This is a genomic window from Nocardioides sp. HDW12B, assembly GCF_011299595.1.
Classification (GTDB): domain Bacteria; phylum Actinomycetota; class Actinomycetes; order Propionibacteriales; family Nocardioidaceae; genus Marmoricola_A.
Window position 1 is genome coordinate 2,955,374 of record NZ_CP049867.1, and the last position, 25,558, is coordinate 2,980,931.

The 25,558-nt window shown below is 68.4% G+C and carries 18 protein-coding genes; 4 read left to right on the forward strand and 14 right to left on the reverse strand.

All coding sequences use genetic code 11. From position 1 onward, the window contains the following. Positions 1-148: 148 nt before the first annotated feature. The 4 genes from G7072_RS13790 to G7072_RS13805 all read right to left on the reverse strand — a co-directional run bounded on the left by G7072_RS13790 (position 149) and on the right by G7072_RS13805 (position 5,426). A complete protein-coding gene (locus tag G7072_RS13790; RefSeq protein WP_166087295.1) occupies positions 149-862 on the reverse strand; it encodes a response regulator transcription factor in 714 nt (237 codons plus the stop codon). Then, a complete protein-coding gene (locus G7072_RS13795) occupies positions 859-2,103 on the reverse strand; it encodes a sensor histidine kinase (RefSeq protein WP_166087297.1) in 1,245 nt (414 codons plus the stop codon). Before G7072_RS13795 ends, G7072_RS13790 begins: the two co-directional genes overlap by 4 nt. Before the next feature lie 40 nt (positions 2,104-2,143). Next, entirely contained in the window at positions 2,144-4,279 is a 2,136-nt protein-coding gene (locus tag G7072_RS13800) for an MMPL family transporter (protein WP_166087298.1), read from the reverse strand. Positions 4,280-4,436: 157 nt separating this feature from the next. After that, complete coding sequence (locus tag G7072_RS13805) at positions 4,437-5,426, reverse strand: NERD domain-containing protein (protein ID WP_166087302.1); 990 nt, start codon at positions 5,424-5,426, stop codon at positions 4,437-4,439. 212 nt (positions 5,427-5,638) lie between these two features. On the opposite strand from G7072_RS13805, the gene G7072_RS13810 reads away from it, so the two are divergent. Continuing rightward, positions 5,639-6,247 (forward strand): hypothetical protein, encoded by a 609-nt coding sequence (locus G7072_RS13810; RefSeq protein ID WP_166087304.1) that lies wholly within the window; start codon positions 5,639-5,641, stop codon positions 6,245-6,247. Positions 6,248-6,264: 17 nt separating this feature from the next. Here the strand turns inward: G7072_RS13810 and G7072_RS13815 are convergent, their stop codons facing one another. Both G7072_RS13815 and G7072_RS13820 read right to left on the reverse strand, forming a co-directional pair. Then, on the reverse strand, positions 6,265-7,920 hold the full coding sequence (locus G7072_RS13815) for an NERD domain-containing protein (RefSeq protein WP_166087306.1): 1,656 nt from the start codon (positions 7,918-7,920) through the stop codon (positions 6,265-6,267). Positions 7,921-7,963: 43 nt separating this feature from the next. Continuing rightward, positions 7,964-9,196, reverse strand: a complete 1,233-nt coding sequence (locus G7072_RS13820; protein ID WP_166087309.1) for a hypothetical protein — start codon at positions 9,194-9,196, stop codon at positions 7,964-7,966. A gap of 106 nt (positions 9,197-9,302) precedes the next feature. Here G7072_RS13820 and G7072_RS13825 point away from each other — a divergent pair, with 106 nt between their 5' ends. From G7072_RS13825 to G7072_RS13835, 3 genes are all read left to right on the forward strand, one after another. Beyond that, on the forward strand, positions 9,303-10,355 hold the full coding sequence (locus tag G7072_RS13825) for a serine hydrolase domain-containing protein (protein ID WP_166087311.1): 1,053 nt from the start codon (positions 9,303-9,305) through the stop codon (positions 10,353-10,355). A 78-nt stretch (positions 10,356-10,433) separates the two neighbouring features. Then, entirely contained in the window at positions 10,434-10,667 is a 234-nt protein-coding gene (locus tag G7072_RS13830) for a hypothetical protein (protein WP_166087313.1), read from the forward strand. After that, positions 10,664-11,068 (forward strand): type II toxin-antitoxin system VapC family toxin, encoded by a 405-nt coding sequence (locus tag G7072_RS13835; RefSeq protein WP_166087315.1) that lies wholly within the window; start codon positions 10,664-10,666, stop codon positions 11,066-11,068. Before G7072_RS13830 ends, G7072_RS13835 begins: the two co-directional genes overlap by 4 nt. A 71-nt stretch (positions 11,069-11,139) precedes the next feature. Here the strand turns inward: G7072_RS13835 and G7072_RS13840 are convergent, their stop codons facing one another. From G7072_RS13840 to G7072_RS13875, 8 genes are all read right to left on the reverse strand, one after another. After that, positions 11,140-12,126, reverse strand: coding sequence for a WYL domain-containing protein (locus tag G7072_RS13840; protein ID WP_166087317.1), 987 nt, complete (start codon positions 12,124-12,126; stop codon positions 11,140-11,142). Then, positions 12,123-13,043 carry a WYL domain-containing protein gene (locus tag G7072_RS13845; RefSeq protein ID WP_166087319.1) on the reverse strand — a complete coding sequence of 307 codons (921 nt, stop codon included), beginning with the start codon at positions 13,041-13,043 and terminating at the stop codon, positions 12,123-12,125. Before G7072_RS13845 ends, G7072_RS13840 begins: the two co-directional genes overlap by 4 nt. A 538-nt stretch (positions 13,044-13,581) precedes the next feature. After that, positions 13,582-14,808 carry a restriction endonuclease gene (locus G7072_RS13850; RefSeq protein WP_166087321.1) on the reverse strand — a complete coding sequence of 409 codons (1,227 nt, stop codon included), beginning with the start codon at positions 14,806-14,808 and terminating at the stop codon, positions 13,582-13,584. A gap of 20 nt (positions 14,809-14,828) precedes the next feature. Beyond that, a complete protein-coding gene (locus tag G7072_RS13855) occupies positions 14,829-18,092 on the reverse strand; it encodes an AAA family ATPase (RefSeq protein ID WP_166087323.1) in 3,264 nt (1,087 codons plus the stop codon). Between the two features lie 261 nt (positions 18,093-18,353). Next, complete coding sequence (locus G7072_RS13860; protein WP_166087325.1) at positions 18,354-21,290, reverse strand: type I restriction endonuclease subunit R; 2,937 nt, start codon at positions 21,288-21,290, stop codon at positions 18,354-18,356. Further along, positions 21,290-22,426 (reverse strand): restriction endonuclease subunit S, encoded by a 1,137-nt coding sequence (locus G7072_RS13865; protein ID WP_166087327.1) that lies wholly within the window; start codon positions 22,424-22,426, stop codon positions 21,290-21,292. The genes G7072_RS13860 and G7072_RS13865 overlap by 1 nt, the downstream gene beginning before the upstream one ends. Continuing rightward, positions 22,423-23,916: a class I SAM-dependent DNA methyltransferase gene (locus tag G7072_RS13870; RefSeq protein ID WP_166087328.1), complete on the reverse strand. Its 1,494-nt coding sequence runs from the start codon at positions 23,914-23,916 to the stop codon at positions 22,423-22,425. Before G7072_RS13870 ends, G7072_RS13865 begins: the two co-directional genes overlap by 4 nt. Beyond that, positions 23,913-25,415, reverse strand: a complete 1,503-nt coding sequence (locus tag G7072_RS13875; RefSeq protein WP_206063120.1) for a class I SAM-dependent DNA methyltransferase — start codon at positions 25,413-25,415, stop codon at positions 23,913-23,915. Before G7072_RS13875 ends, G7072_RS13870 begins: the two co-directional genes overlap by 4 nt. Positions 25,416-25,558 lie beyond the last annotated feature (143 nt).

Here is a 25,558-nt window from a genome sequence, read left to right on the forward strand (position 1 = left end):
TGGTCGAGCTGATCCCGGTGGTCGATCTCGACGAGCTCGATCCAAGGAGCAGCGAGCGCCAGCGAGCGCCGTCGAGACCTCAGGTGCCGGCGACGACGAGCTGCCCCCGGTGGTCGAGCAGCGAGCGCCAGCGAGCGTCGTCGAGACCTCAGGTGCCGGCGACGACGAGCCCGCTCTCGTAGGCGATGACCACGCACTGGGCGCGGTCGCGCGCCTGGAGCTTGAGGAACAGCCGGGAGACGTGTGTTTTCACCGTCAGCGGTGACAGCACGAGCTCCTCGGCGATCTCGTGGTTCGACAGCCCGCGGCCGACCAGGGCCAGGATCTCCCGCTCGCGCGGCGTGAGGTCGGCGAGCCGGCCATCCCGCCGGTGGTCGAGCTCGTCGATACCCCGCTGGTCGAGCCCGTCGTCACCCTGGTGGTCGAGCCTGTCGAGACCCCCGACGAACGCCTCGACCAGCCGCCGCGTCACTCGCGGCGCCAGCAGCGCGTCGCCCCCCGCGACCGTGCGCACCGCCTCGATGAGCGCGGCCGGCTCCATGTCCTTGAGCAGGAACCCCGACGCCCCGACCCGCAGCGCCCCGAAGACGTAGTCGTCGAGCTCGAAGGTCGTCAGCACCACGACCCGGGTGTCGGCCAGCCGCGGGTCGGCGACGATGCGCGCGGTGGCCTCGAGCCCGTCGAGGCGCGGCATCCGGATGTCCATGAGCACGACGTCCGGCTGGGTCTCGAGCGCCCGGGCGACCGCCTCCTCGCCGTCGGCGGCCTCGGCAACGACGGTGATCTCGGGCTCGGCGTCGAGCAGCACCCGGAAGCCGGAGCGCACCAGCGCCTGGTCGTCGACCAGCAGGACGCGGATCACCGAACCGCCGATCCCTGCGCGGAGGGATCGGGAGCGCGTACGTCGTCCAGCGGCTCGACCGGGCGATCGGTCTCGCCGGCCGCGTCTGCGGTGAGCGGCAGCGACGCCCGCACCCGCCACCCGCCCTCCGGCGTGGGGCCGGCGTCGAGCGTGCCACCGGCCGCGGCGGCCCGCTCCCGCATTCCCTGGACGCCATGGCCGCTCCCGGGTGTGGGCTGTCGTCCGGGGGCGGGGGCGTCGTTCTCGACCTCCACGCGCAGCCGCGCGCCGTCGCGACGTACGGTCACGCGAGCGCCCACGGAGCCGGCGTGACGCATGACGTTGGTGAGCGCCTCCTGCACGATGCGGTACGTCGCGGCGCCGACCGTGCTCGCCCCAGCCCTCGATCCGGCCGTGAGAGCCGGATCCACGTCGAGGTCGACGGTGACCCCGGAGGTGGCGAGCACGGCGACCAGATCGGGCAGCTGGTCGAGGCCGGGCGTGGGTGCGACCGGGGCCTCGGCGTCGCCCGCACGCAGCACGCCGAGCGTCGTACGCAGGTCGGCCAGCGCCTCGCCGCTGACCTGCTTGATGTGGCGGAAGGTCTGGCGGTTGGTCTCCGGGTCAGGGTCCTGGACGTGGGCGGCGACGCCGGCCTGGACGTTGATGGCGACCAACGAGTGGGCGACCATGTCGTGCAGGTCGCGGGCGATGCGCAGCCGCTCCTCGTCGACGCGGCGCTTCGCCTCCTCCTCGCGGGTCCGCTCGGCCGTCTCGGCCCGATCGACGAGCGCCTCCTGGTAGGCGCGGCGGTCGTGCGCGGCGGCGCCCAGGGCGAGCGGCAGGAACACGAAGGCCAGGTTCTTGAAGGTCTCGAAGGACAGCAGCCCGTGGTCGCTCGCGACCGCGAGGTTGGCCAGCACGGCGGGCGCGACGAGCGAGGCGGCGAGGACCGCCCGCCGCCGGTCGGCGACCACGGCGTAGGAGTATCCCGCGACCATGCTGGGGATCGGGATGGTCTGGTGGATCGGGATCACCATCTGCAACGGCACCAGCGCCAGCATGCTCAGCGCCAGCGCCCACCCGGGCCGGCGGCTGCGCAGCAGCGCGACCGGCAGCACGGCGAGCACGATGACCGCGACCGCGGCCGGGGTGGTGTCGGCGTCGGAGTCGGTGTCCAGCGCCAGCTCGCGCAGCATCGCCGTGGCCAGGACCACGGCGATGCCGACGTCGACGAGGAAGGGACGGAGCCGGTTGCTCATGCGCCGACGCTAGTCGCCGGCCCGCGCCCGGTCATCCTCCTCAGGGAGTAGGTACGAGCTCGCGCTCGGCGGGCGGCGCGCTCTCCTCCCGGAAGCCGATGCGGTCGTGCAGCCGGCGCAGCGGCATCGGCGCCCACCAGTTGTACTTGCCGAGCAGTCCCATCAGTGCCGGCACCAGCAGCGACCGGACCACGAACGCGTCGACCAGGACGCCGAAGGCGGTGGCGATCCCGATCTGCTGGATGAAGGAGATCGAGCTGGTGGCGAAGGCGCCGATGGCGACGGCCAGCAGGATCGCGGCCGCGGTGACGACGGCGCCGGTGCGCTGCAGGCCGATGGAGACCGACTCCCGCTCCCCCTCGCCGGCGTCGCGCAGCTCCTTGATGCGGCCGAGGAGGAAGACGCCGTAGTCGGTGGAGAGGGCGAAGACGAGCGCAGTGGCGACGAGGAAGTCGGTCGGCTCGATCCCGCCGTTGGGCGTGTAGCCGAGCACGTCGGTGAACCGCCCGCCCTGGTAGACGAACACCAGTGCTCCGAGCGAGGCGCCGACGGTGAGCGCGTTCATGATCACCGCCTTGATCGGCAGCACGACCGAGCCGGTCAAGAGCCAGAGCACGATCATGGTCAGTCCGACAAGAAGTCCGGCGGCGAGCGGCAGGGCGTCGGCGATGGCCTGCTGCTGGTCGACGAAGTCGGCGGCCGGCCCGGCGACCTGGGTCTCGAAGGGCGCGTCCAGGGCGCGCACCTCGGTGACGAGGTCCTGCGCCTGGGCGTCGTCCGGCTCCCCGGTGACGGCCACGTCGAGCTGCCACAGGTCCGGTCCGAGCCGGACGGGCTCGGCGACCGTGGCGACACCGGGCAGGGACGCGACCTGCTCGGCGTACGACGTGAGGCCGGCGGAGCCTGCGCCCGTGCCGTCGGTCTCGATCGCGACGGTCATCGGGCTGGTGCCGCTGTCGGGGAACTCGGCCTCGACGGCGTCGGAGACGGCGCGGGCGCTGGCCTCCGGGGGCACGACGGACTCGTCGACCGGCGTCCAGACGGCGGAGAGGGCCGGCAGGGCGAGGCCGAGCATGACGAGCATGGTCGTGGCCGCGACGGCGCCGGGGCGGCGCATGACGGCGTGGGAGAGGCGGTACCACCGGCCCTGGCCGTCGGTGCCCGTGCCGCGGGAGCGGCGCATCAGCTTGGCGCCCCAGAGGCCGAAGACCATCGGGGAGACCAGCAGGGCCGCGAGCGCGGCGACGACCGCCACGACGGCGCCGGCGATGCCCATCGACTTGAGGAAACCGAGGGGGAAGACGGTGAGGGTGATCATCGCGACCGCGACCGTGGCGGCGGAGAAGACGACCGAGCGGCCGGCGGTGCGCATGGTGACCGCGATCGCGTCGGGGCCGGCGCCGCGGCGCGCGACCTCCTCGCGGTAGCGGGTGAGGAGGAAGAGCGTGTAGTCGATGGCGAGGCCGAGGCCCAGCCCGATGACGAGGTTGAGGGCGAAGATGCTCAGGCCGTAGACCTGGTTGATGCCCTGGAGGGCGAGGAACGTGCCGAGCACGGTCGTGATGCCGACGACGAGCGGCATGAGGGCGGCGCGGCCGCCGAAGAAGATCAGCGACAGCACGATGAGGAGCGGGAAGGCGAAGGTCTCGGCACGGGCGAGGTCGGACTCGACGGTCTCGCCCAGCTGGGTGCCGCCGACGGTCCAGCCGCCGACGGTGACGTCCGGGTCGTCGGCGTACGCCTCGACAACGGCGTCGGCGACCTCGCCGTCGTCCGCCCCCGCGGCGAGCGTGCCGAGGACGAGCGAGCGCGTGCCGTCCTCCGAGACGAGGCCCGATCGGGCGCCGGGCGGGGCGTTGGCGGCGGAGACGACGCTGCTGATGCCGTCGACGGCTCCGAGCCGCTCGGTGGCCGACTCGACCTGGGCGGGGGTGGCGGCCGGGCCGTCCTCCTCCCCGACGAGCAGGACGACGCCCGGCGACGGCGCCTCGCCGGTGGCGGCGGAGATCGCCTCGACGGCGGCGGCCGACTCGGCGTCGGCGGGGAGGAAGCCGCCGTCGTCGTCGAGGGCGCCGGCGACTGAGCCGCCGAAGAACCCGGCGAGGACGACGAAGAGCAGGAGGCCGGCCAGGGACCGGCGTGGGTGGCGACTGAGGGTCTGCGTCAGGGAGGTCATGGACCCACCGTCGCGGCGCGGGGTGGTCGCCCGCGTCCGCCGTGAGGAGGCAGTCGGGCGGGTGCCTACTCCCGGGGGTGTACGCCGTCGGGTGTGCTGCCGGCGCGGTCGTGACCGTCCCGGGTCACTGGCGGGGCGCAGCCGTGGGCATCCTGCGTCAGGGGGCGGGGCACGGTGCTGCGCGGTCGGTCCGGGCGTTGGCCCGGGACCGGTCGTCGCTCGCGCGCGGCTTCTCGCGGACGCGCTCGCGGGGCTGCTCGACGCAGCTGTCCGTCTCAGGCTCCAGCTGACCGGTGAAGAACTCTCCGAGCTTCTCACCGAGCGGGGGCAGCACCGTCGGGGCCGCCGCCGCGGCGCCGAGGGTGAGGGCGGTGACGACGAGGGTGCGCGACAGCGTGCGAGCGGCCTTGCGTCGCTTCGTCCGCTTGGCGTCGGGGGCCGGGCCGGCCAGGACGACCGGCGCCACGGGTGATGGCGCGGAGGGCAGCGAGCTCGGCATCAGGCTCGGGGCCGGCGTCGCCATCGGACTCGGCGTCCGACCGGGCGACTGGCTCGGAGCGGTGCGCGGCTCGGTCGCCGACCGCAACTGCCGGTCGAACTGCTTCGCCACCTCCTTGACCCGGGCGCTGACGAGGAGCGGCGGTCGTGAGGTCAGCATGCGCCGGAGGTTCGAGGTCGAGCAGATCATCACGCCGCCCATCGAGCCCGAGAGGTTCTCGTCCCGCGCGAAGCACAGGACCGGGCGGACCAGGCTCGCGTACGCCGGCGCCAGCTCGGCCACCGCCAGCGCGGCGTCGGCGGCGGCCGCCACGGTCCGCTCGCGGGAGCGGCCGTCCTGGCGCAGCACGGCACCCTCGACGGTCAGGCGTCCGGCCCAGTTCTTGGTGTCGATGACGAAGATGCCGCCCGGCCCGATGACGACGTGGTCGATGTTGGCCAGCCGCCGTCCGGGCCAGCGCACATCGTGCAGGACGACCCAGTCGCGGCCCAGGCGCGACAGCGCTTTCGCCGTACGGGCCTCGCCGTCGGCGCCCTTGTCGAACATCTCCGCGCGCCGCTGCAGACGGGCGGCGCGCTCCCGCACCCGCTGCGCCTCGTTCCGCGCTGAATCCCCCGCACCCATGTAGCCGCCCCTCTCCCAGGACACCAGACTAAGGCGACAATTCGTCTTCAGGCCGACGGATCGCTGAGAGCGAGCCGAGCAACTTCTCCCCCTGCGTCCGCGGGTGGTCGAGACGCGGACCCCTGCCGGTCTCACCTGGTCCAGCCCGCAGCCTTTCGCCTCTGCCGCCCCCGTGGCGTGCGGCGTAGCGTCGAGACGCCCTTCTGGGGTGAAGGGCGGGACAGAAGGGGAAGCACATGTTCGTACAGGTGATCCAGGGACGCGTGTCTGACGCCGCGGCGATGCGCGCGCAGATGGACCGGTGGAGCTCGGAGCTGGCGCCTGGCGCGACCGGGTGGCTCGGCAGCACGACGGGAGTGACCGAGGACGGGACCTTCGTGGCACTCGCGCGTTTCGAGTCACCCGAGGCCGCGCGGGAGAACAGCGACCGCCCGGAGCAGACCGCGTGGTGGGAGGAGACCGCGAAGCTCTTCGACGGCGAGCCGGAGTTCCACGACGGCACCGAGGTGGACGTCGACCTGACGGGCGACCCGGACGCGGCCGGCTTCGTGCAGGTCATGCAGGGACGCACGAGCGACCCCGCCCGGGCCCGGGAGGTGATGAACGACGACTCCATCGACTTCGAGAAGTACCGCCCCGACATCCTCGGCTCGATCAACGTCCAGCACGACGGCGACGCGTGGACGATGGCGCTCTACTTCACCTCAGAGGAGGAGGCGCGCGAGGGCGAGAGCAAGGAGCCGCCGCCGGAGATGGAGAGCATGATGAAGGAGCTCGAGTCGTTGTCGCTCGGGGAGCCGAGGTACTTCGACCTCAAGGACCCCTGGCTGCACTCCCCCGGCTGACCGGTTGGCGCTGTCCGTCAGATCCCGAGCTCGCGGGCGACGGCGTCGCCGCCGATCTCACGGACCCGCTCCGGCTCGCCCACCACGACGAGCTGGTCGGTGGCCCGGGACATGCCGACGTACAGCTTCTCGCGGACGCGCTCGTGGTCGCGGCCCTCGTTGACGCAGAGCACGACGGCCGGGCGCTCGAGCCCCTTGCAGCCGAGGACGTGGCCGTAGAAAACCATCTCCTCGTCCCAGAACCCGTCCCAGTAACCCTCTTGGCCCCACTCCTCGGTCTGCTCGACCTGGACGGGGTGGCGGCTGCCGGTGGTGATGAGGGCGACGTGCTGCGGCTGCCAGCCGGCGTCGAGCAGCCGGTCGACCTCCTCGTCGGCGAGCTCGATCACAGCCTCCGGGGAGTCGGCGGCGACGAAGCGTACGTCGACCCCGGTGCCGCCACGCGAGTACATCCGGCTCGGCGCGAGCGGTCCGAACGACTCGTGGATCTGCCGCGTGTTGCGCAGGTTGTGGTCGAGCACCAGCGGCACGAGCTCGACCGGCGGGCGGCCGAAGCGGGCGAAGAGGCGCTGGTTCTCGTCGGAGTAGAGGAACAGCCCGCTGGCGGCCTCGTCGCGCAGCGCCTTGATGACCGGCTGCCACCAGAGGTCGGCGAAGTCCTGAGCCTCGTCGACGATGATCGCGTCGTAGCGGTCGTGGTCCGGGAGGTTCGCGGCGAGGCGGTCCATGGTCTGCGGCAGCTCGACCTCCCAGAAGTCGCTGCGCTGGCGGTCGGTCTCAGCCGGGGCGCCCCACTGCATGCCGAACTCGTGGAAGGTGCCCACGAAGGCGGGGCGGTCCTTGCGGTGCCAGGTGGAGACCTCCCGCTTGAGGAAGGTGGCCAGGCCGATGGAGTAGCAGATGACCGCCACCCGCTGCGCCGGTCGGTCACCGCGGCCACGGGTCAGCTCCTTGGCCTGCTGCAGCGCGAGGATCGTCTTGCCGCTGCCGGCGCCGCCGCGGATCTCGACGCGGTTGAGCAGCCGGGTGACACGCAGCAGCGTGGCCTGCTCCTGGGTGAGCCGGTCGGCCTCGGCGGCCCGCTCCTCGGCCTCGGCGACGACGTCGAGTGAGGTCGGGACGGGGCCGTCGAGGATCTCCGCGATCAGCTCGACGTCGTCGTACGTCGGGGCGGGCTGGCCGTGGGCGAGGCGGCGGGCGTTCTCCGCGAGCCGGCCGGCCAACGGGCCCTGGTCACCCCGGTCATGCAGGGCATACCTCGGCAGGTCGGCGACCTCGAAGTCCTCGGCGAACGCGGAGAACGGGGTGGCCACGCCGTGCGCCCAGGCCACGCGCCGGCCGCGGGTCCAGCGGTGGTTGCGCTCGACGTACTGGCGCAGGGCGTACTTCGTGCTTCGCGCCTGGCTGACCGGGTCGACGGGGGTGTCACGACCGTGGCGCTGCACGATCCAGCCGTCGTCCCAGCGGATGTTGCCGCCCTTCACCTCGAGGACGAGCACGCCGACCTCCGGCATGAGCACGACGAGGTCGGCCTCGTGGTCCTTGCTCTCGTCGGTCAGCCGGAGGTTGGCCAGCAGCACGTCGTCGTCGCCGAGGGTGTCGCGCAGCCGCTCCCACACCTTGCGCTCGGACGCGGTCGTGAAGGCGGGGTCCTCCGGGATCAGCCGTGGCATGGCGCCGACCCTGCCACGCCTCTGCGGCCCGTGCCGGGCTTCCTCACGAGCAAGCCGCGTCGGCGATCGTGAGGTGCAAGGCCTGGCGCAGCAGCTGTCGCTGGCGCAGCAGCAGCTCCTCCTTGCGGTGGTCGACGTGGCTGCCGCGCCCGGTGGCGAGCACCCGCCGGACCCGGGTCAGCTGGCTCTGCGTGCCGCGCAGCAGCGAGGCGACCGTGTCCTGGTCGCGGCCACAGACCTCGCCCACCATCGCGGGGTCCAGCGGCAGGGTGTCGCCCGACAGCTCTCCCTTGACGAGCTCGGTGAGCGTGGCCACCGCCTGCTTGCGGCGATGGCGCGCCTGCTCGACCGAGGCGGCCTCGAGGGTCTCGGTCAGGGTCCGGATCGCCTCGTCGAGCGCGACGCGGAAGTGCGCGACCTGGTTGCGGACGTGGACGTCACTGAACGGCGCGCAGTCGATGCGCAGGTGCGCCATCACGGTGGCGTCGACGATGGTGTGCTGCACGAGCGCGTCGCGGCGGTTGAGCCGGTTCACCTCGAGCAGCGCCAGGCTCGTGTCGCTGACGTCGGCGGCGACGGTCGCAGTCAGGTCGAGCGCCGGCGCGTCCGGCGCCGGCAGCACCCAGAACGCGCCGTGGTCGCTGGGGACGAGGAAGTCGCCGTCGGAGTCGCGGTGGGGCGGCTGGCCCAGCAGCTCCTCGAGAACGGTGGCGGTCAGGTCGCGCAGCGCGTCGGGCGAGTCGACGATCGCGACCATCGGCGCCGCGGCCGGCGGTGAGACCGGGGCCGCAGCGTGCTCGTGGGGCGCGTCGGGCAGCAGTCCGTCGGCGGTCAGGAACGCCGGGTGCGCGACGCCGTACGCCCGTCGGAACGCGCGAACGGTCATGTCGGCCAGGTGCTCGGCGTCCTCGGCCAGCAGGTCGACGTACCAGTTGGCCGAGCCGCTGTCGGGCTCGTCGCCGGCGCCGTACGTCGGGTGGTTGAACCCGAGGCTCTCGAGCTCGCGCTCACCGCCCGGGTTGAGCCGGCGCGTGGCGTCCAGGTAGTGGTTGCTGACCGCTTCGGCGCGGATCGTCAGCCCGGGGGTGGTCTCCCAGGCGCAGAACTGCACGTACGGCGATGCACCGTCGAGCTCGACCGCCTCGAGCGACTCGATGATGGCCAGGTCGTCCGCGGTCATGCCCGCCAACCGCTCGGCGAGCGCCGCCTCCAGCTCGTCCCACGCCGCGTCGGCGGAGGACTGGAAGTCCGGCCCGGTGCTGTTCTCTCTCGTCATGCTCGACCCCCGTCGGTTGGTGTTCCCTGGTGCGTCTCCGACGCTAGAGAGCCCCCCCGACACAAAGATCGTGGGCGGGGCGGGGGCTTCACGGCACGATGGGCTGGTGGCTTCCTCCTCCCCCGTCTCGTCCCTGCTCGACGCCTGGGTCGCCGACGGGCGCGAGCCGGGCGGCGCGGTCTGCGTGGTGCGGGAAGGCGAGCCGGTCGTCGACCACGTCGCCGGCACCCGCGACGGCGTACGCCCCTGGGAGCCGGACACGCTGGTCATGACCTACTCCGTCGCCAAGCCCTTCGCCGCCCTCACCGTGCTTGACGTGGTCGCCTCGGGTGGGCTGTCGCTGGAGACGCGCGTCGCCGAGCTGTGGCCGGAGTACGCCGCCCGCGGCAAGGAGGGGACCACGGTGCGGCACGTGCTGAGCCACGGCGCCGGCCTTCCGTGCTTCCCGGAGGCCGCGGCGTCCCTGGCCTTTGACGACGAGGCGAGGCTGACCGGGCTGCTGGCCGACGCGGCACCGGACCACGCCCCGGGAGACGCGGTCGCCGAGCACGCCCTGACCTACGGGCACCTGTGCGCGGCGCTGGTGCGAGCCGCGACGGGCGAGGACCTCGCCGACCGGTTCGCGCGCATCGCGGCCGAGCACGGTTGGGACCTCCACCTGCGTGTGGCCGACTCCGATTTGGGGCGCGTGGCCGACGTGGTCGCGCTCGACGGGTGGCCGGAGGTGTACGCCGACGACCCGCGGTGGGGTCCCGCGCTCGGTCGGCCACCGGGGCTGCTCGACCCGGACGTGCTCAACTCGGCCCGCTTCCGCGGCTGCTCGTTCCCCGCGATCGCGATGCACGCCAGCGCCCGCGGGCTGGCGCGCTTCTACGCCGACCTCATGGCGCCGGGTGGTCCGGTCGAGCAGCGCCTGGGACGCGAGCTGAACGCGGCGTACGTCGGCCCCGCCGCCAGCGGGCACGACCGGATTCTGGACCGCGAGGTCACCTGGACGCTGGGGTTCCAGGTCGACGACGAGGACATCGGCATGGGCGGCGCCGGCGGCTGCTCGGCCTGGTGGTCGTTCCGCGGCAGGTACGCCGCGGCGTACGTGAGCCGAGGGCTCGGCGACCACACCCGCGGTGACGAGATCTGGTCCGCGATCGAGGCGGTGTAGGCGCCCCATCGCGCTCGCGCGGCGGGCACGGTGGAGCGAGTGTGGCGCCGCCTGTGTCTACGCATGCACAATGCATGCATGACCACCATCACGATCCGTGACGTCCCGCCGGAGGCACGTGACGCCCTCGCCGCTCGCGCCAGGAGCAGCGGCCGGTCCCTGCAGGAATTCCTCCGGGCCGAGCTGATCGACCTCTCCCGTCGCCCGGACATGGGTGAGCTCGCGGACCGGATCCGGTCGCGCAAGGAGTCGACCCGGACGTCGGTGACGCCGGAGCAGATCCTCCGCGAGGTCACCGCCGACCGCCGATGACCCTCGTCGCAGACGCGTCGGTCCTCGTCGCCGCTCTGGTCGACAGCGGGCCCGACGGGTCCTGGGCGCTCGCGCTCATCGCGGACGAGCAGCTCGCCGCACCCCACCTCGTGATGGTCGAGACCGCGAACGTGCTCCGCCGGTTGGCCCTCAGCGGTGCGATCCCTGCGCAGACGGCCGACCTCGCCCACGAGGATCTCCTCGCCCTGCCGATCCAGCTCGCGCCGTACGACCTGCTCGCGCGTCGCGTGTGGCAGCTCAGGGAGACCCTGACGTCGTTCGACGCCTGCTACGTCGCGCTCGCCGAGGAGCTCGCGGTGCCGCTGGCGACACTCGACCGACGCCTCGCGAGGTCGACCGGCCCGCGCTGCCGGATGCTCACGCCACCCGCTCGTCCTTGACGCGGCACCGGTCGAGAATCAGATCGATCACCGCGCAAGCAGCGCCGTCTTCGGCTCTGCAAGCGCGCCGCTCAGCCGTGGTGCGCCATCAGCTGGCGGGCCAGGTCTGCCGCGGCACCTCGCAGCTCGACCGGCTCCACGACGTGCGCGTCGCTCCCAGCGGCAAGCAGCAGCAGCCCGAGCCGGTGCTTCAGCGGCGGCAGCAGGTCGACGTCGAGGACGGCGGTCGTCTCCTGGTCGTCGACGACAGCGACGCTCTCGGCGTACATGTCGGCAGCCCAGCGTCCTGACTGCGGCAGCTCGACGCGCACCCGACTGGTGGCGCGTTTGGCCTCCAGCAGCTGCGGCAAGTTCTCCGGTGGCTCGAAGGTCTCCTCGAGCAGCTCGGCCTCGCGGATGTTGCCGACGATGTAGGTGCGCACCTCGCCGCGCTGCTCGCCAGTGCCGGCGTCGACCTCCCAGCCGCGGCCGGTGGCGACAAGGCGATAGGGCTCGATGACGCGCTCGCGCACACCGGCGTCCCAGGAGCGGGAGTAGATGATGCGCACGCGTCGCCGCTCGCGCCAGCCGATCTGAATCGCCTCGAGCGCCTCGTTCCACGGCGCAGGGTCGTCGCTGCCGGCGTCGGTGACGGCGAACATCGTCTCGGCGAGCACGTCGACGGCAGCGGCCAGGTCGGGGTCGTCGTCGATCTCCTGCAGCGCCCGCGCGGCGGTGTAGATCAGCGCCAGCTCGGAGGCGTCGACGTGCTCGACCCCGAGCTCGTCGGCGTTGCGGGCGTCGAGCACGCGCACGACCTCAGCGTCCTCGGGGTCCGCGTCGTCGCCGTCGGGTCCGAAGAAGCCGAGCACACCCGGGCGCGACAAACCCATGAGCAGGTCGGGGGTGACGTCGGCGGTGTAGAAGGCGAGCAGGTCCTCACGCAGCTGCTCCGGCGGTACGTCGAACTCGGCGGCCAGCTCGCCCAGGGACAGCCCGTCCTGGTGGGCAGCGAGGTGCTCGAAGACGAGCGGCAGCCGGGCGATGCGTGCGACGTACTTCGGGGTGGCGGCGCTCATCGGTTGGCTCCTTCAGCGACGGTCGCCAGCTCGTCGAGCAGCTCCTTGCGCAGGTCCTCGGGGCCCACGAGCCGCACCCGAGAGCCGAGGTCGTAGAGCCGCACCTTGAGCGCCTCCCGGTTGGTGACCTCGTAGGTCAGCTCGAGCTCGTCGCCGTCCTCGCGTGCGTCGGCTGGCGTGCCGAGCCAGTGCTCGGTGTCCAGGCGGTACGCCGCCTCCAGGCGGACCGTGACCTGCACCGGCGGGTCGACCTTCCACTGCATGGGGTGCAGCGCGAGGGTGCGCTCCCCCTCGACCGGGTCAGCCGTGCCGGGGGCGTCGCGCTCGACCTCACTCATGCGCGCCACGACGAAGAGCTTGGCCTCGTCGCCTCCGACCTCGACGGCGCGGAGGTACCACCGCGCGTTCTGGTGGCGCACCGACTCGGGGTGGACCTGGCGGGTGCGTCCGCCGTAGCGGAAGCGCAACAGGCAGCGGCGCCGCACAGCGCTGAGCACCGTGGCGAGCTGATCGTCGGGCTCGGAGGTCCGCAAACTTGGCGTGACCTCAGCGGGGGTCTGGTCGGCGGTCAGTCCGAGTCGCTGGCCGAGCTCCTGGCGGTCGGCCAGCAGCACGGCACGCTGGAGAGCCCGCTGCTGCGCAGGCGTCAGTCGCACCCGGAGGCGGTTGTCGACGGTGACCATGCGGTATCGCCCGGGCTCGCCGGGGTCCGCGATGTTGTCGATCTGCCAGCCCTGGTTGCGCAGATGGCGCAGCTCGCGAGCCAGCTGGTCCATGGCCTCCTCGCCGTCGAAGCCGGCGACCCGGACGAGCTTGTCGGCGCCGACCCCGCGGTCGCCCGCCACCTTGAGGACGGCCGCGATGCGCACGAGCCGCTCCATCGGGGCGCGCTGGTCGCGCCCGGGACCACCTGGCATGACGCCTCCTGACGAGTCGGCTGGTCGCGTCAGTCTCCCCCGCCGCCCCAGCGAAGTCGCGTGACGCGCGGGGGCGAACCCGCACCGGCCACGATCCCCCGAGCGCGACCGGCATGAGGTACGACCGCAACCGCACCAACCTCGACGACCACGTCATCCATGCCTTCGGGGGCCTTTATCAGTTGCGCGGATGAGCACGAAGATGTCACGCCTGCTCTGAGTTCCGACTATCCGAGAGTGACCAGCAGCGAGGCGTACAGCCTTGGCGCGCAGCCCAGCAACACGGGCTCCATAGCCAAGCACGGTGTTCGTTCTCGCTTGGGTGATCGGATGTGTGTGCATTCCGATCACGTCACTGCTCAAACCCAGCATTGCCCACCGCATAATTGCAGTTCAGAGGCGGTTTTCTCGGAACCGCATCTGAAACGGGGAACATTCGGGGAACAAGGAGCTGCCAAATCTGATCGCTCCTGACCTGCTTCGGCTCCCAGACCGATCCACGCAGGGCGAAGCGTGATGCCCAGGATCGCAGCGGTACTCACGCCAGTGCCGGCACTTCATCTAGCGCGCGGAGCGCAATCTGCCGGATGCGTGCCAGCACCTCCTCTGGTGACTGGCGCAAGTTGATCGGAGCAGCTACCACGTCGACTCCGGTGTTCTTGATCGTGCGTCGGATGTCCTGCCCGCCGCCGGCATAGATCAGCCAGGCCACCGGGACCTGGAGCGCCGTGCAGTAGGCGAGCATCTGGTAATGGTCGGCGTTGGCGTAGTCGCCGGTGCTCGATGCGAGTTTGTACTTCGCGTCGAAGACGACGTTGGGAGTGCCACCATCGTCTAGGTGAACGACGTCCACGTCCATGACGACGTCCCCATGCGGGTCATCCGCTCCCTTGCCGGTCATGCCCTGGCTCCAATCTCCTTCACCTGTCAGATACGCGGGCAACTGCGGGCGAACGAAACCGGGGTGGTCGGCAAGTACATCGCGGAGGGCGGTAGTGACGAAATCCTCGAAGACCTTCCACATCACGACGACGAAGGCCGACATCTCGACGCCGACGGCGCTGGCGCGGGCCGAACTGTTCCGCAGTAAGACCTCGGCCAACCCCAGGGCCGACTGGTATCGCTCGTTGAGGCGAGAGCGGTGCCAGCGCGGGATCGGTGTACCAGGCAGGAGCCGGGTCACCCCGGCGAACCGTGCGGCCAGGTGGAGCAATCGTCGTCGCGTCTCTGGCTGCAGGCGGGGTACGCCGAGCATCAGGTGGAGCGCCGCAAGCAGGATCTGGTTTTCGGCGATGTCTGGGCTGAACTCGTCGTACCTCACCTCGATCGGTACGAGGTACCCGGGCCGGCGGCGGATCTGTTCCTCGAACGCGATGCGGCCGCGGACCGTCAGGAGAGCTTCCTGCTCGGTTCGGTAGCCCTGCAACAGCCCCAAGGTCAGCGACCGCTCGACGGACACCACCAGCGAGTGAGCCATGGCCGGCCACAGGTCGCTATACGTCTCGGCCATGACGGAGTCCGGGCGGAAACCAGGGTTCTTGGCATAGCCGAGGAGGAACATTAAGTGGGCCACTCCCAGCTTGTGCTTCGGGGTCACCTCGATCTGGAGGTCTTCGAAACGCACGGCCCCGACTCGGCCGTTGGGCAACAGCCGGAAGCTATGACCGCTCAGGGGCTGGACATCGACGAGCTTCGACTCCGCGAGGAGCCTCGCCTGGTCGGTGTCCAGCTGGACCTCGATGCCGTCAGCGTTGAGCTCGTCCATCGACTCGTGCCTGAAGGCCATCAGGTGTCCGAGTCGGCCGAGCTCTCGTCGGCCTTGGTCCGGATCTCGATGCGCTTCCTCAACGACATCAGGCCGAAGTCCTGATCAATCGCCTCAGGGGACTTGCTGCCGTAGAAGTGTTCATGCAGCAACGGCAGGATGTCGTATCGCCACACCAGATCGAGCGCTCCTGGTTCATGTAGTCCGTCGCGCATCAGATACGACGGCCCGATGTGCAGGTCGTGCCCACGCTGCCCCATCGTCGCGTTCAGTTCCTCGAGGAGGTCGACCCGGTCGTCGGTCAGTTTGTTTCGCTTGGCGAACTCGGCGAGTACTCCACTAACGGGTTCCCGTTGCGGATGCATTTCGTAGAACGGGAACCGTCGCCGGATGGCGGCGTCGACGAGGGCGATCGAGCGGTCCGCCGTGTTCATGGTGCCGATGATGAACATGTTGTCGGGAAGGCTGAACGGTTTGTCGGGTCGGTACTGGAGCCGTACGGTCTCCTCCCGGTACTCCAGCAGGAAGTACAGCTCGCCGAATACCTTCGCCAGGTTGGCACGGTTAAGCTCATCGATGATGAGCACGTAGGCCTTGCCTCGATTCTCCGCCTTGGCTGCCTCCGCCGCCATCAATTTCAGGGGTCCGTCCTGGAGGGCAAAGTGCGCCTGGCCGTCTTTCTCTACAGGTCGGAAGCCCTCAAAGAAGTCCTCATAGCCGTACGACGGGTGGAACTGCACAAGCCGGACCCTGCTGGGATCTTGCGCCCCCGCCAGGCGTTCTGCGAGCTTCTTGGCGACATACGTCTTCCCTGTCCCGGGCGGGCCGTAGATGACGAGCTGCCGTCGCCGGTTTAGCAGGTTGACCAACTCCTGGAGCGGCGATATCGGCATGAACAGCTCGTCGGCCAGGCTTTGGGGGACAGCAGGCAGCATCGCCCGCTCGGCCGGCTTGGGAGGGGCGGGTGAGTCCACCGACGCGACCGTCTCGTTGTCCACCAGCTCAGACAGAAGTCGGATCACGGCCGTCAGGTCGACAACGTGCCCCTCCTGTTCCAGGGCGGCGTTGAGCTTGGCAGGGAGTCCGCCCAGCGGCGTCCGTGACTCAGACCAGAGAACTGGGCGGCTCAGCAGCGAAGTCGACTGTTCCTCGTGGGGCACAGTGTCATCGATCGTGCCGATGATGAGCTGCTCTTCTGTCAGGGCGACAACCAGGTCGTCCTCCTGCATCCCCTCGAGGAATGTATGCAGGGCGACGGACAGTTCGTCACGCTGCGAGGGCGGGAGGTGGGCGTAGCCGTCCGCCACGAGGCTTGAGACCTCGGACCGGGTCAGGCCGGGCTTCAAGGAGAGCTCGGCGTCGTCACGGAGATCAACGCATTTGTTGCTCAGCCACCTGCTTACGTCCTCAGGGGTGTCAGAGCGGACCAACCAGGCGCGCGGGCCTGCAGACGAGCCGGGGCGCCAACGGTTCACGTATGGCGGGTCGTACCACGACACGAAGCCCTTCTTCTTCCGTTCGTGAAGGTTCCGGAGGGCGACGAGGTCGCGCGTCACCTCGTCGTCCTGATCGCCGCTCGAACCCCCGACGTCTGAGATGAGTCCGTTTCGGATCTTTCGGCGGTGGGCTGCACTCACGATCGACGGATAGATACCCGGCCACGCGAGGTACTCGACGACGTAACGGATCGATGGCGAGTCGCCGGGCACGCTCGTCGTTACCTCACGGAAGGCGACGGGGTCCCGCAGCGCCTCGTCGATGACCTCCGGGGATTGTTCAAGCCAATGAAGTACGAACCGACACAGCCACTGGAGATGTTCGGGTGCGCGGGCATGGTAGCCCTGGCCACCCGCGAAGGCGTGGCCGTCGTCCAGTCCTGTTCTCTGTGCTTCGGGTAAGGGCGGAGCACCCGACACCGCGGCCAGGATGGCGCCGATCCGGTCGGCCTTCGTCGTCGCCTTCATGTCGTGCAGCGGCGCGTCCCTGATGTAGAGCAGCTCGGCGGCCAGGCACAACACGCCGTCGGACGCGCCCTCGAGCTGTTGGGCGAGGCGGTCCGCGAAGCGCTGGCCGCTTTCGCCGGTTGTGAACCGGGCGGCGAGATCCTGGGCGTTCTCGACCGACCAGCTCCGGATCCCCCTGACGAGGGCTGAGGTCTGGCCCCTCAGCCCGGCGCCCAGCACCTCCCACGCGGCACCCTCCATCGCGGGGCATATCCCGGCCCCCCGACCGACGCGCACCTCGTCGGTGCGCCCCTCGCGCCAGTGCTGCAGCTCGGCACGCTTCATGGGGTGCCACGTGTCAGGTGGCGCCCACTTGAGAACTGCCCAACCCAGGCCCTGAGCGTCGAGCCGGTCACGCAGCCGCGGCTCCTCGTCCGTCCAGCGCTCGCGCAGGCCGTCGCAGAGCGAAAGTAAGGTCGCGTAGCGCTCCCCCGGTGTGGTACCTGCGGTCTCGCCGACCCGTTCTGCCCAGGCTTTGCCTAGCGCGGGTCGGTACGGAGCGAACGACGACGCGTCCCGGCCGAGCAGGAGGCAGGAGGCGAACACGGTGCGATCTCCGGGACTGACGTACTCATCCCAACTGCCGAGCTGCTCACCGAACTCCTCGACCGCCTCCACTGTGCCCGCGGAATACAGCTGCCCGAACGCTGCGCGCACCTCATCGGGATGATCGAGGATGCGGTTGCGCAGCCAGGTCTGGGCAAACGAGTCGACGAGATTCCCGGCTCCGGACGCCTGCTTAAGTCGCACGGCCCAGTCCCTGCTGTTGGCCGCACAGGCGGCGCCGGCCGCGGCCCACTTTTCGGCAGCCTTGAGCTTGTAGTCGCGCTCCTCGACGTCAAGGTCGATGACACTGGAAAGTTCGCGTGCCCAAAGGATAAAGGATTCCCAGCCGACCCCTTGCGACGCGCTTTCAAGCTTCGACGCGTGGTAGCGACGCGCGATCTCTAACCAGAGATCGTCAGCCGACAGTTCGCCGAGCGCCTCGGCTCCGCTCTCTGTGAGCGAGTACCCGCGATCCTCGTCTCGCGTCAACCAACCGCCAAAGGTGGACCAGGACATAGCAGCGTTGGCGGCCGTGCGCCAACGAATCTGCCCACTCGCGTTCGTGCTCAGTTCGCGTTCGTTGAAGCCGATGAGCTCGGAAACGCGCGATAGGATGTCGCCGCTACGCATGGGACTCTGACCGGCGGCTAAGACTTCGTAGACGGTCCGAGTCAGCAGACCGCGGCGGACCCCATCGCTCGGCGAGCTAGCCCCGTCGCTATCGGCGTCGTTCACGTCCACCCCTCACTGTCACGTGGCCACGTCCCGAAGCCATTACGACCCTATCTGCGATTCAACATCTGGCGTCCCTCGAATGCTGGTGATTTGGGTAGCCTCGAGTACCAGCGCCGAGCATGCCGCGCAGAGCACGTCGCCGGCGACCGTGCGCGCCGCCCACCCCGGCGAACTGGGCGCGATGAAGCCCAGCGGACGAGGTCAAGCAGTCCTCAACGACCTGCACAAATGATCGGAGACGTAGTCCGATCACTCTGCTCGTCAGTAGTACTCACGGACATAGCCCAGCGCCTTCTCGAAGACGTCGTTCTCGCGGATCTTGAACTGAACGTAGAGCGTCCTGCGCAGCGCCTGCCGGACCTCCTGGTCGCCTCGAATGGTCGACTGCCAGCCCTCAAAGCGGACAGCTCGAACTACCTCGTCGATTCGATTGACGACATTCTCGACGATGATCGGGGTTTCCTCACCCTTGAGGGCCTCGAATAGCTCGGTGAGCGCCGCTTTGCCCTGCTCCTCCCGGGGCACGTCGGCAGCGGCCTTGCCCGCGGCGACGGTGTCACGGGCCAGTTCCAAGAGCTCGCGCAGGAAGTCCAGGCTGGACTGCTGGATGTCGGCGTACTTCTCCCGGAGCGCGTTGAGGCGCTGCCCGAGCTCGATGAAGACCGGGTTGTTGAGGTGGCGCGCGATCCGGGCGGTGATCTGCTTCTCGACCTCCTCAATCGGGACGTCCTTGCGCTTTCCCGTCATCAGGTCCTCGATGGTCTGAGCATCCAGGACAATCGTTTCGGCGCCTCGCGGGATCTCGACCTCGACGTGCTCGTTGATCAGGTCGATCGTCTTCGCTCCGAGAGCGTGCCACACCAGACGGCCGGCAATGTCGGACGGGCGCACGGACTCGTAGACGTCGGTCAACCAGCGGTAGTCATCGCGGTACTGGGCGAGCATCGGATCGGGGCTAAGGGCCTCCCACAACTGCGAGACGACGCTGTACGCCAGACCGAATGCATCCTTGGCCCCGTCGTCCGCGATCGCCGACTGTGCTTGAACGAGTCCCGCGTAGCCGCCGACGGTCCGATCGACTCCGGGGAAGAACGCCAGAGCCGCGGCCATGGCCGGCTCGAGCTGCTTCTTGAGCTCCTCGATGTTGGAGATCAGCTGCTGCACGGACTTCTCGTCGAAGGCCAGCGACTTGGCGACGTCGTCGAAGATGCCGAGGTAGTCGACGATCAACCCATGGGTCTTGTTGGGCGGGTGGACCCGGTTGGTGCGGGTGATCGCCTGAAGGAGCGTGTGCTCCTTGAGCGGTTTGTCGAGGTACTGGCAGTGCAAGATCGGTGCGTCGAACCCCGTCAGCAACTTCGCCGTGACGATGATGATCTTCAGCGGATCGGCCGGGTCGTTGAATCGCGCGACGACCTGCTCCAGCGCCTCCGCTCCCGGTGTCCACCTCGCCCAGTCCGGCGAGTCGCCGCGGGACTTAGACATCACGATCGTCGAGACGTCCGGGCCGAGGTGCTTGTCGAGCTCCTCCTTGTACGCAACGCACGAGGCCTTGTCGTAAACGACGACCTGCGCCTTCAACCCCTGCGGTTCGACCTTGGAGCGGAAGTGGTCGGCGATGTCGGAAGCGATCTTCGCGATCCGTGACGGGGTCTTGATCAGAACCTCGATCGATGCGGCCTTCCTCGACAGCGTGATCTTGTCCGCCTCCGTCAGTCGCTCCTCAATTGCGAGTTCCTCGAACGCGGTGTCGATCGCCTCCTGGTCGATGTGCAGCTCAGACAAACGCGGCTCGAAGTGCAACGGCAGGGTCGCCCCGTCGCGGATGGAGTCGTGGAAGGAGTACCGGGACAGATAGCCGCCCTCGTCCTCGGGCGACCCGAACCACATGAACGTGTTGCGGTCGCGCTTGTTGATCGGCGTGCCGGTCAGGCCGAAGAGGAAAGCATTGGGCAGCGCCTCGCGCATCTTCTGCCCGTAGTCGCCCTCCTGAGAACGGTGCGCCTCGTCGACCATCGCAATGATGTTGTCGCGCGCGTCGAGCACGCCCGGCGCCTCGCCGAACTTGTGGATCGTGGTGATGATGACCTTCCGCGCACCCTGGCTCAGCAGCGTCTGTAATTGGGCGCGCGAGTCGGTCGAGACAAGGCCGGGTACGTCGGAGGCGTTGAAGGTGCCAGTGATCTGAGTGTCGAGGTCGATGCGGTCGACCACGATCAGGATCGTCGGGTTGGTCAGCGCAGCCATCGCCCGCAGTTTGAGCGCGGTGAAGACCATGAGCAGCGACTTTCCCGAGCCCTGGAAGTGCCAGATCAGACCCTGCTTGATCTTGCCCAGCAGTACCCGCTCGACGATCAGGTTGGTCGCTTGGAACTGCTGGAACCGAGCGATGATCTTGATCTTGCGGTGCTTCTTGTCGGTGGCGTAGATCGTGAAGAACCGCAGAAACTCCAGTACTGCCGCCGGCTTGAGGACACCCTCGACCGCCTCTCCGACCGCGACCAGACCGACCTTGGCCGGGGCATCATCTTCGGTTGTCTCCTCGCGCCAGGGACCCCACAGCTCCACCGGCATCCCGACCGTGCCGTAGCGGAGGTCCTTACCTTCGGTGGCGAAGGAGAATACGTTGGGCACGAAGAATTGCGGCACGCTCTGCTCGTAGTCGTCGTGGACCTGAGCAGCAGCGTCGATCCACGTGTACGCCGCCCGAACCGGCGTCTTCGCCTCACCCACCACCAGCGGGAAGCCGTTGCACCACAGCACCAGATCGAAGCGCTTATCGACGCGTCCCTGCTTGAAGGTGACTTCGGTCGAGATCACCCACTGGTTCGATGAGTCATCCGCGGGTTCATCGAAGTTGATCAAGCGGACCGTCGTGTGCTCGCCGTTCGGGCCGAAGGGCATCGACTTCTGGCCCGTCAGCCATGCCATGAACTCCTCGTTCGCCACGACCGGATGCGGGCTGGTCCGGGCGGCGATCAGGATCGCGCGGAGGTTGTAGATCACCTCGTCTGCCTTGTCCGGGTCGGCCGCGATCTCCGGGTTCAACCGGATCAGCGCAGCCTTGACCAAGCCTTCGAGCATTACCTCGTCGGTCTGTCGCGGAAGCTCGTTGCCTGCGAGTGACTGGACGTTGGTCGATTCCACCAGGTCGCGGACAAAGTCTCGGACTGAGTTGGCCTCGTTGAACTGAGCCATCAGTTGCCTCCGAAGACATCCGCTAGGAGCGACGAACGCAGGCCGACGAGGGTGTCAGCTTCCGCCTCAAGGCTCCCGACCGCTCGGCGGTGATTACCAACCAGCAGGTGGAGAACACTCCTGTCCTCCGGCCAAGGCACCTCGACCTTCATGAGGTCGCCCTTGTTGAGCTTCCGAACAATCGTCGTTGTCTCTCGTGCCTCCATCGCAGCGCGCCCGAGCGGGTGCGCAAGGAGCGCCTGCAAGAGATAGGCGTCCTCAGTCGATAGACCCACCACTGAAGTGATCTGCTGATTGGAGATACCTGGCTTTTCGATGACTGCGGACTTGCCCATATCGCCGCCGATACAGGCGACAGCGACCGAGTTCGGAAGGAGCCGACGGCCGGCTTTGGCGCCAGCCTCACTGACCTTCTGGCGTGCCACGCGAACCGTGTCTCCCTCGATCTCGGACGGTGTGTAGAACGGGACATCTTCGCTGTCCCAGAATGTCCGGTTCGACTTCGACGGGGTCGACCCAGTCACACAATCGCCGATGCGTCCGACCGGCTGGAGTGCCTCAAGGGACCACAACTCTCGGATCTTCACCGCGAGCACAGTCCGAACTTCGGTGACCAAGTTCCGAGTTGCGAGCCGGTTGGCCTCGACCGCCCAGACCAAGGCGGCGATGCGCTTCTGCTCGTCGAGTGGTGGGAGATCGAACTCCTGCACTTTGAGGTCACGCCAGTTGACTGTCGGAGAGAGCGATCCGACTGAGATCTCGATGGCGCGCTCGAGAAAGTAGTCGCTGGAGAGGAAGACGGGAAGGAAGTCGGGGTCGACGTAGTCCGGCCGCGCACGAAGGACGAGTGCGTGCGCCGAGCAGATGCCCTCAAACTCGGCTTTGGCGACCTTCTTCTGGTAAGCGCGGCGCCGGCCGAAGATCACGTCACCCGGAAGGAATCGCAGCTTCTGGGCTTCCACCCTTTCGGGGGCATCCCAACGTGTGACCGTCATTCCTCCCGGGTCCAGGTGCTCAAGGCCGACATACCGATCGACACCCGCCTCGGACGGGTTGTCGACACGATCGGTGACGCTGTCGATGACGTCGCCGAAAGCAACGCGCTTCCAGGTGGACTTGTCGAGGTTAAGACTCATGCCGACACCTCCGATCGGAGCACGGTGAGGACGTCGGTGATCGCGGCCTCCGACTCGGCAGCCGCGACCCTCCACTCGGCCAGCGCATCGACTACGTCGATCTTCTCGCCAGCATCGCCAGCCTTCACGCCTGCGACGTACAGCGGGATCGCGAGGCTGAAGGACCTGCCTGCGATCTGATCGACAGTCGCCACTACCGCGAACTTGTCGATGTCGGCGAAGCCACGGTAGGCGTCGAGGATCTTCGACTGATGGGATTCGCTCAGGAATGACTGCGCCTGTTCACGTGCGACCTCGTTAACCGCGTTGATGAAGAGCACAAGGCCCTTGTGCTCGGAAGGCTTGTTGGCGCGCAGGATGATGACGACTGCTTCCATCGGTGAGTTGTAAAACAGGCCGGCGCCGAGTCCGAGGACGCACTCGACCAGGTCTGACTTCACAAGTGCCTCGCGCAGGGCGGCCTCCTCGCGCCGGAAGAGCACGCCATGCGGGAACAGGATCGCTGCGCGTCCCACCTTGGGGTCGAGGCTCTTGGCGATGTGCTGGAAGAAGGCGTAGTCCGCCCGGCCCTGAGGCGGGACACCCCAGAGGTTCCGGCCGAAGGGGTCGTTAGTGAAGCCGTCACGATTCCACGCCTTGATGGAGTAGGGCGGGTTGGCCAGCACGACGTCGAAGGTCTGCAGACGCCCCTTGGCGTCGTGGAATGCCGGTCGCGACAGGGTGTCGCCGTGGGCGATGTGGCCGTCGGTCACCCCATGAAGGAACAGGTTCATCCGGGCGATGGCCGATGTCCCGTAGTTGAGCTCTTGGCCGTAGAGGCGCAGGTTGCGCCATTCTTTGCCCTGCCGCTTCACCTCGGCAGCGGTCGAAATGAGCATGCCCCCGGTGCCGCAGGTGGGGTCGTAGACGGATTCCCCCGGCTGTGGTTCCAGCATCAGCGTCATCAAGTGGACGAGGGTGCGGTTGGTGTAGAACTCCTGCGCGGTGTGGCCGGAGTCGTCGGCGAACTTCTTAATCAGAAACTCGTACCCGTTGCCGAGTTCGTCTTCTGGAAGGTTCGCGATTGACAGAGTCCTGGCCGAGAAGTGCTCGATCAGCTCACTCAGCGTCGAGTCGGGCAGGAGGTTCTTGTTGCCCCAGTCCCCGTCGCCGAACACGCCTGGGAGGGTGTCGGGGTTGGCGGACTCGATCGCGCGCATGGCCTTCAGAACGGTGTTGCCGATGTCACGGGTGACAGAGCGGATGTCGTCCCAGTGGCAGCCGTCTGGGATGGCGAAGCGGTGGTTCTCGGGGAGGTCGGCGAGTTCCTCGTCGCCGTACACCTCCATCGCGGCGGCGTGCTCCTCGTCGTAGACGTCGGAGATCCGCTTCAGGAAGACCAGCGGGAAGATGTACTGCTTGTAGTCGCCGGCGTCGATGAGGCCGCGCAGGACGACGGCGGCACCCCACAGATAGTTTTCCAGCTCGCGCTGGGTGATTCGCGTACTCACGCCGACAACCCCCACTTCGCCAGCTCTGCTACCAGAGCCGAGCGGGTCTCCGCGGCTCTCGCGTATGCGCCTTCGAGGCGCGCGAGCGCATCCTCCATCGTCAGTTTCTCGCTGGCATCGGCGGGAGCCACGTAGAGCGGGATACTGAGGTTGTATTCATTGGCGGCGATTTCGTCGAGGTCGACGACGCGTGAGAGGCCGTCGATGTCGTCGAACGTCTCGTAGGCGTCGAGCAGCTGCTGGGCGTGCTCTGGCTCCAGGGTGTTCTGGTTGCGCCCCTTCTTGAGCAGGCTCTCTCCGTTGATGAAGAGGATCTTTCCCTGCTCATCGGGCTGCTTCTGGCGTCGCAGAACCAGGACGCAAGCGGCCAGGCCGGTGCCGTAGAACAGGTTGGGTGCAAGTCCGATCACGGCGTCGACGACGTCGGACTTGAGGATGTGGGTGCGGATTCTTGCCTCCGCACCCTGACGGAAGAGCGCGCCTTGGGGAAGGACGACGGCGACGCGGCCGGTCTTGGGCCGTGCGGAGGTGAGCATGTGCTGCACCCACGCCCAGTCGGCGTACCCCTTCGGCGGAACTCCGCCGAGGCCGTTGCGGCCCCACCTGTCGGATCCCCACGCGGTCTCGCCCCAATTCTTCAACGAGAATGGCGGGTTGGCCACGACGCAGTCGAACTGCGCGAGGCGGTTGCCGGTGTAGAAGGCGGGGCTACGAAGGGTGTCCTCGCGGAGGATCTTGAAGTCTTCGACGCCGTGAAGCAGCAGGTTCATGCGGGCGATGGAGGAGGTGGCGAGCACCTTCTCCTGCCCGTAGAGCTTGCCCCAGAGCGTCTTGGGGCTGCCGCCGGCAGCCTTCACGTGCTCGATGACCTCGATCAGCATGCCGCCAGTACCGCAAGCCGGGTCGTAGACGCTCTCCGCCTCCTGAGGGTCGAGGATGTTGATCAGCAGACCGACGACCGAGCGCGGGGTGTAGTACTCACCGGCCTTCTTGTTCGACTGGTCGGCGAAGCGCTTGATGAGGTACTCGTACGCGTTGCCGAACACGTCCGGGGCCACGTTCGCGTTGGAGAGTGTCTTGCTCGAGAAGTGCTCGATCAGGTCGGCGAGCTTCCGGTCGGGCAGTTTGTCCTTGTTGGTCCAGTTGGCATTGCCGAAGATGCCGTAGAGCGTCTCAGGGTTGGCCTTCTCGATCTCGCGGAACGCCGTCTGTAGGGCGCTGCCGATGTTTTCGGTGTGATTTCGTACGTCGTCCCACAGGTTGCCATCAGGAATGGCGAAGCGGTGATTCTCGGCGAAGGCCGCGAACTCGTGGTCGCCGCCGGACTCCTCCAGCGCGTCGGCGAACTCCTCAAGGTAGACGTCGTTGATTCGTTTGAAGAACATCAGCGGGAAGATGTACGCCTTGAAGTCAGCCTGGTCGATGCTGCCGCGGAGAATGTCGGCGGCCTTCGCGAGGTACTGCTCTAGCTCCGACAGAGTGATCTGAGTTGTGGTCACTTGACTCCTTCTGGTCCGCACGATCATGCCCTAGAGCCCCGACGGAACCCATGAGTGTCGACATCTCCCTCCGGGGAGGGCGACACCCGAGTAGGCAGCGACCCCGACTGCCGATCCGACTGAAATCCAGATGGCATCACCCC

What these genes read in the sequence shown, in the direction of transcription:
- G7072_RS13835 (WP_166087315.1), top strand. Translation starts at nt 10,664, where the DNA reads ATGACCCTCGTCGCAGACGCGTCGGTCCTCGTCGCCGCTCTGGTCGAC.
- G7072_RS13850 (WP_166087321.1), bottom strand. Translation starts at nt 14,808, where the DNA reads ATGGACGAGCTCAACGCTGACGGCATCGAGGTCCAGCTGGACACCGAC.
- G7072_RS13865 (WP_166087327.1), bottom strand. Translation starts at nt 22,426, where the DNA reads ATGAGTCTTAACCTCGACAAGTCCACCTGGAAGCGCGTTGCTTTCGGC.
- G7072_RS13860 (WP_166087325.1), bottom strand. Translation starts at nt 21,290, where the DNA reads ATGGCTCAGTTCAACGAGGCCAACTCAGTCCGAGACTTTGTCCGCGAC.
- G7072_RS13840 (WP_166087317.1), bottom strand. Translation starts at nt 12,126, where the DNA reads ATGAGCGCCGCCACCCCGAAGTACGTCGCACGCATCGCCCGGCTGCCG.
- G7072_RS13820 (WP_166087309.1), bottom strand. Translation starts at nt 9,196, where the DNA reads ATGACGAGAGAGAACAGCACCGGGCCGGACTTCCAGTCCTCCGCCGAC.
- G7072_RS13845 (WP_166087319.1), bottom strand. Translation starts at nt 13,043, where the DNA reads ATGCCAGGTGGTCCCGGGCGCGACCAGCGCGCCCCGATGGAGCGGCTC.
- G7072_RS13795 (WP_166087297.1), bottom strand. Translation starts at nt 2,103, where the DNA reads ATGAGCAACCGGCTCCGTCCCTTCCTCGTCGACGTCGGCATCGCCGTG.
- G7072_RS13800 (WP_166087298.1), bottom strand. Translation starts at nt 4,279, where the DNA reads ATGACCTCCCTGACGCAGACCCTCAGTCGCCACCCACGCCGGTCCCTG.
- G7072_RS13810 (WP_166087304.1), top strand. Translation starts at nt 5,639, where the DNA reads ATGTTCGTACAGGTGATCCAGGGACGCGTGTCTGACGCCGCGGCGATG.
- G7072_RS13830 (WP_166087313.1), top strand. Translation starts at nt 10,434, where the DNA reads ATGACCACCATCACGATCCGTGACGTCCCGCCGGAGGCACGTGACGCC.
- G7072_RS13815 (WP_166087306.1), bottom strand. Translation starts at nt 7,920, where the DNA reads ATGCCACGGCTGATCCCGGAGGACCCCGCCTTCACGACCGCGTCCGAG.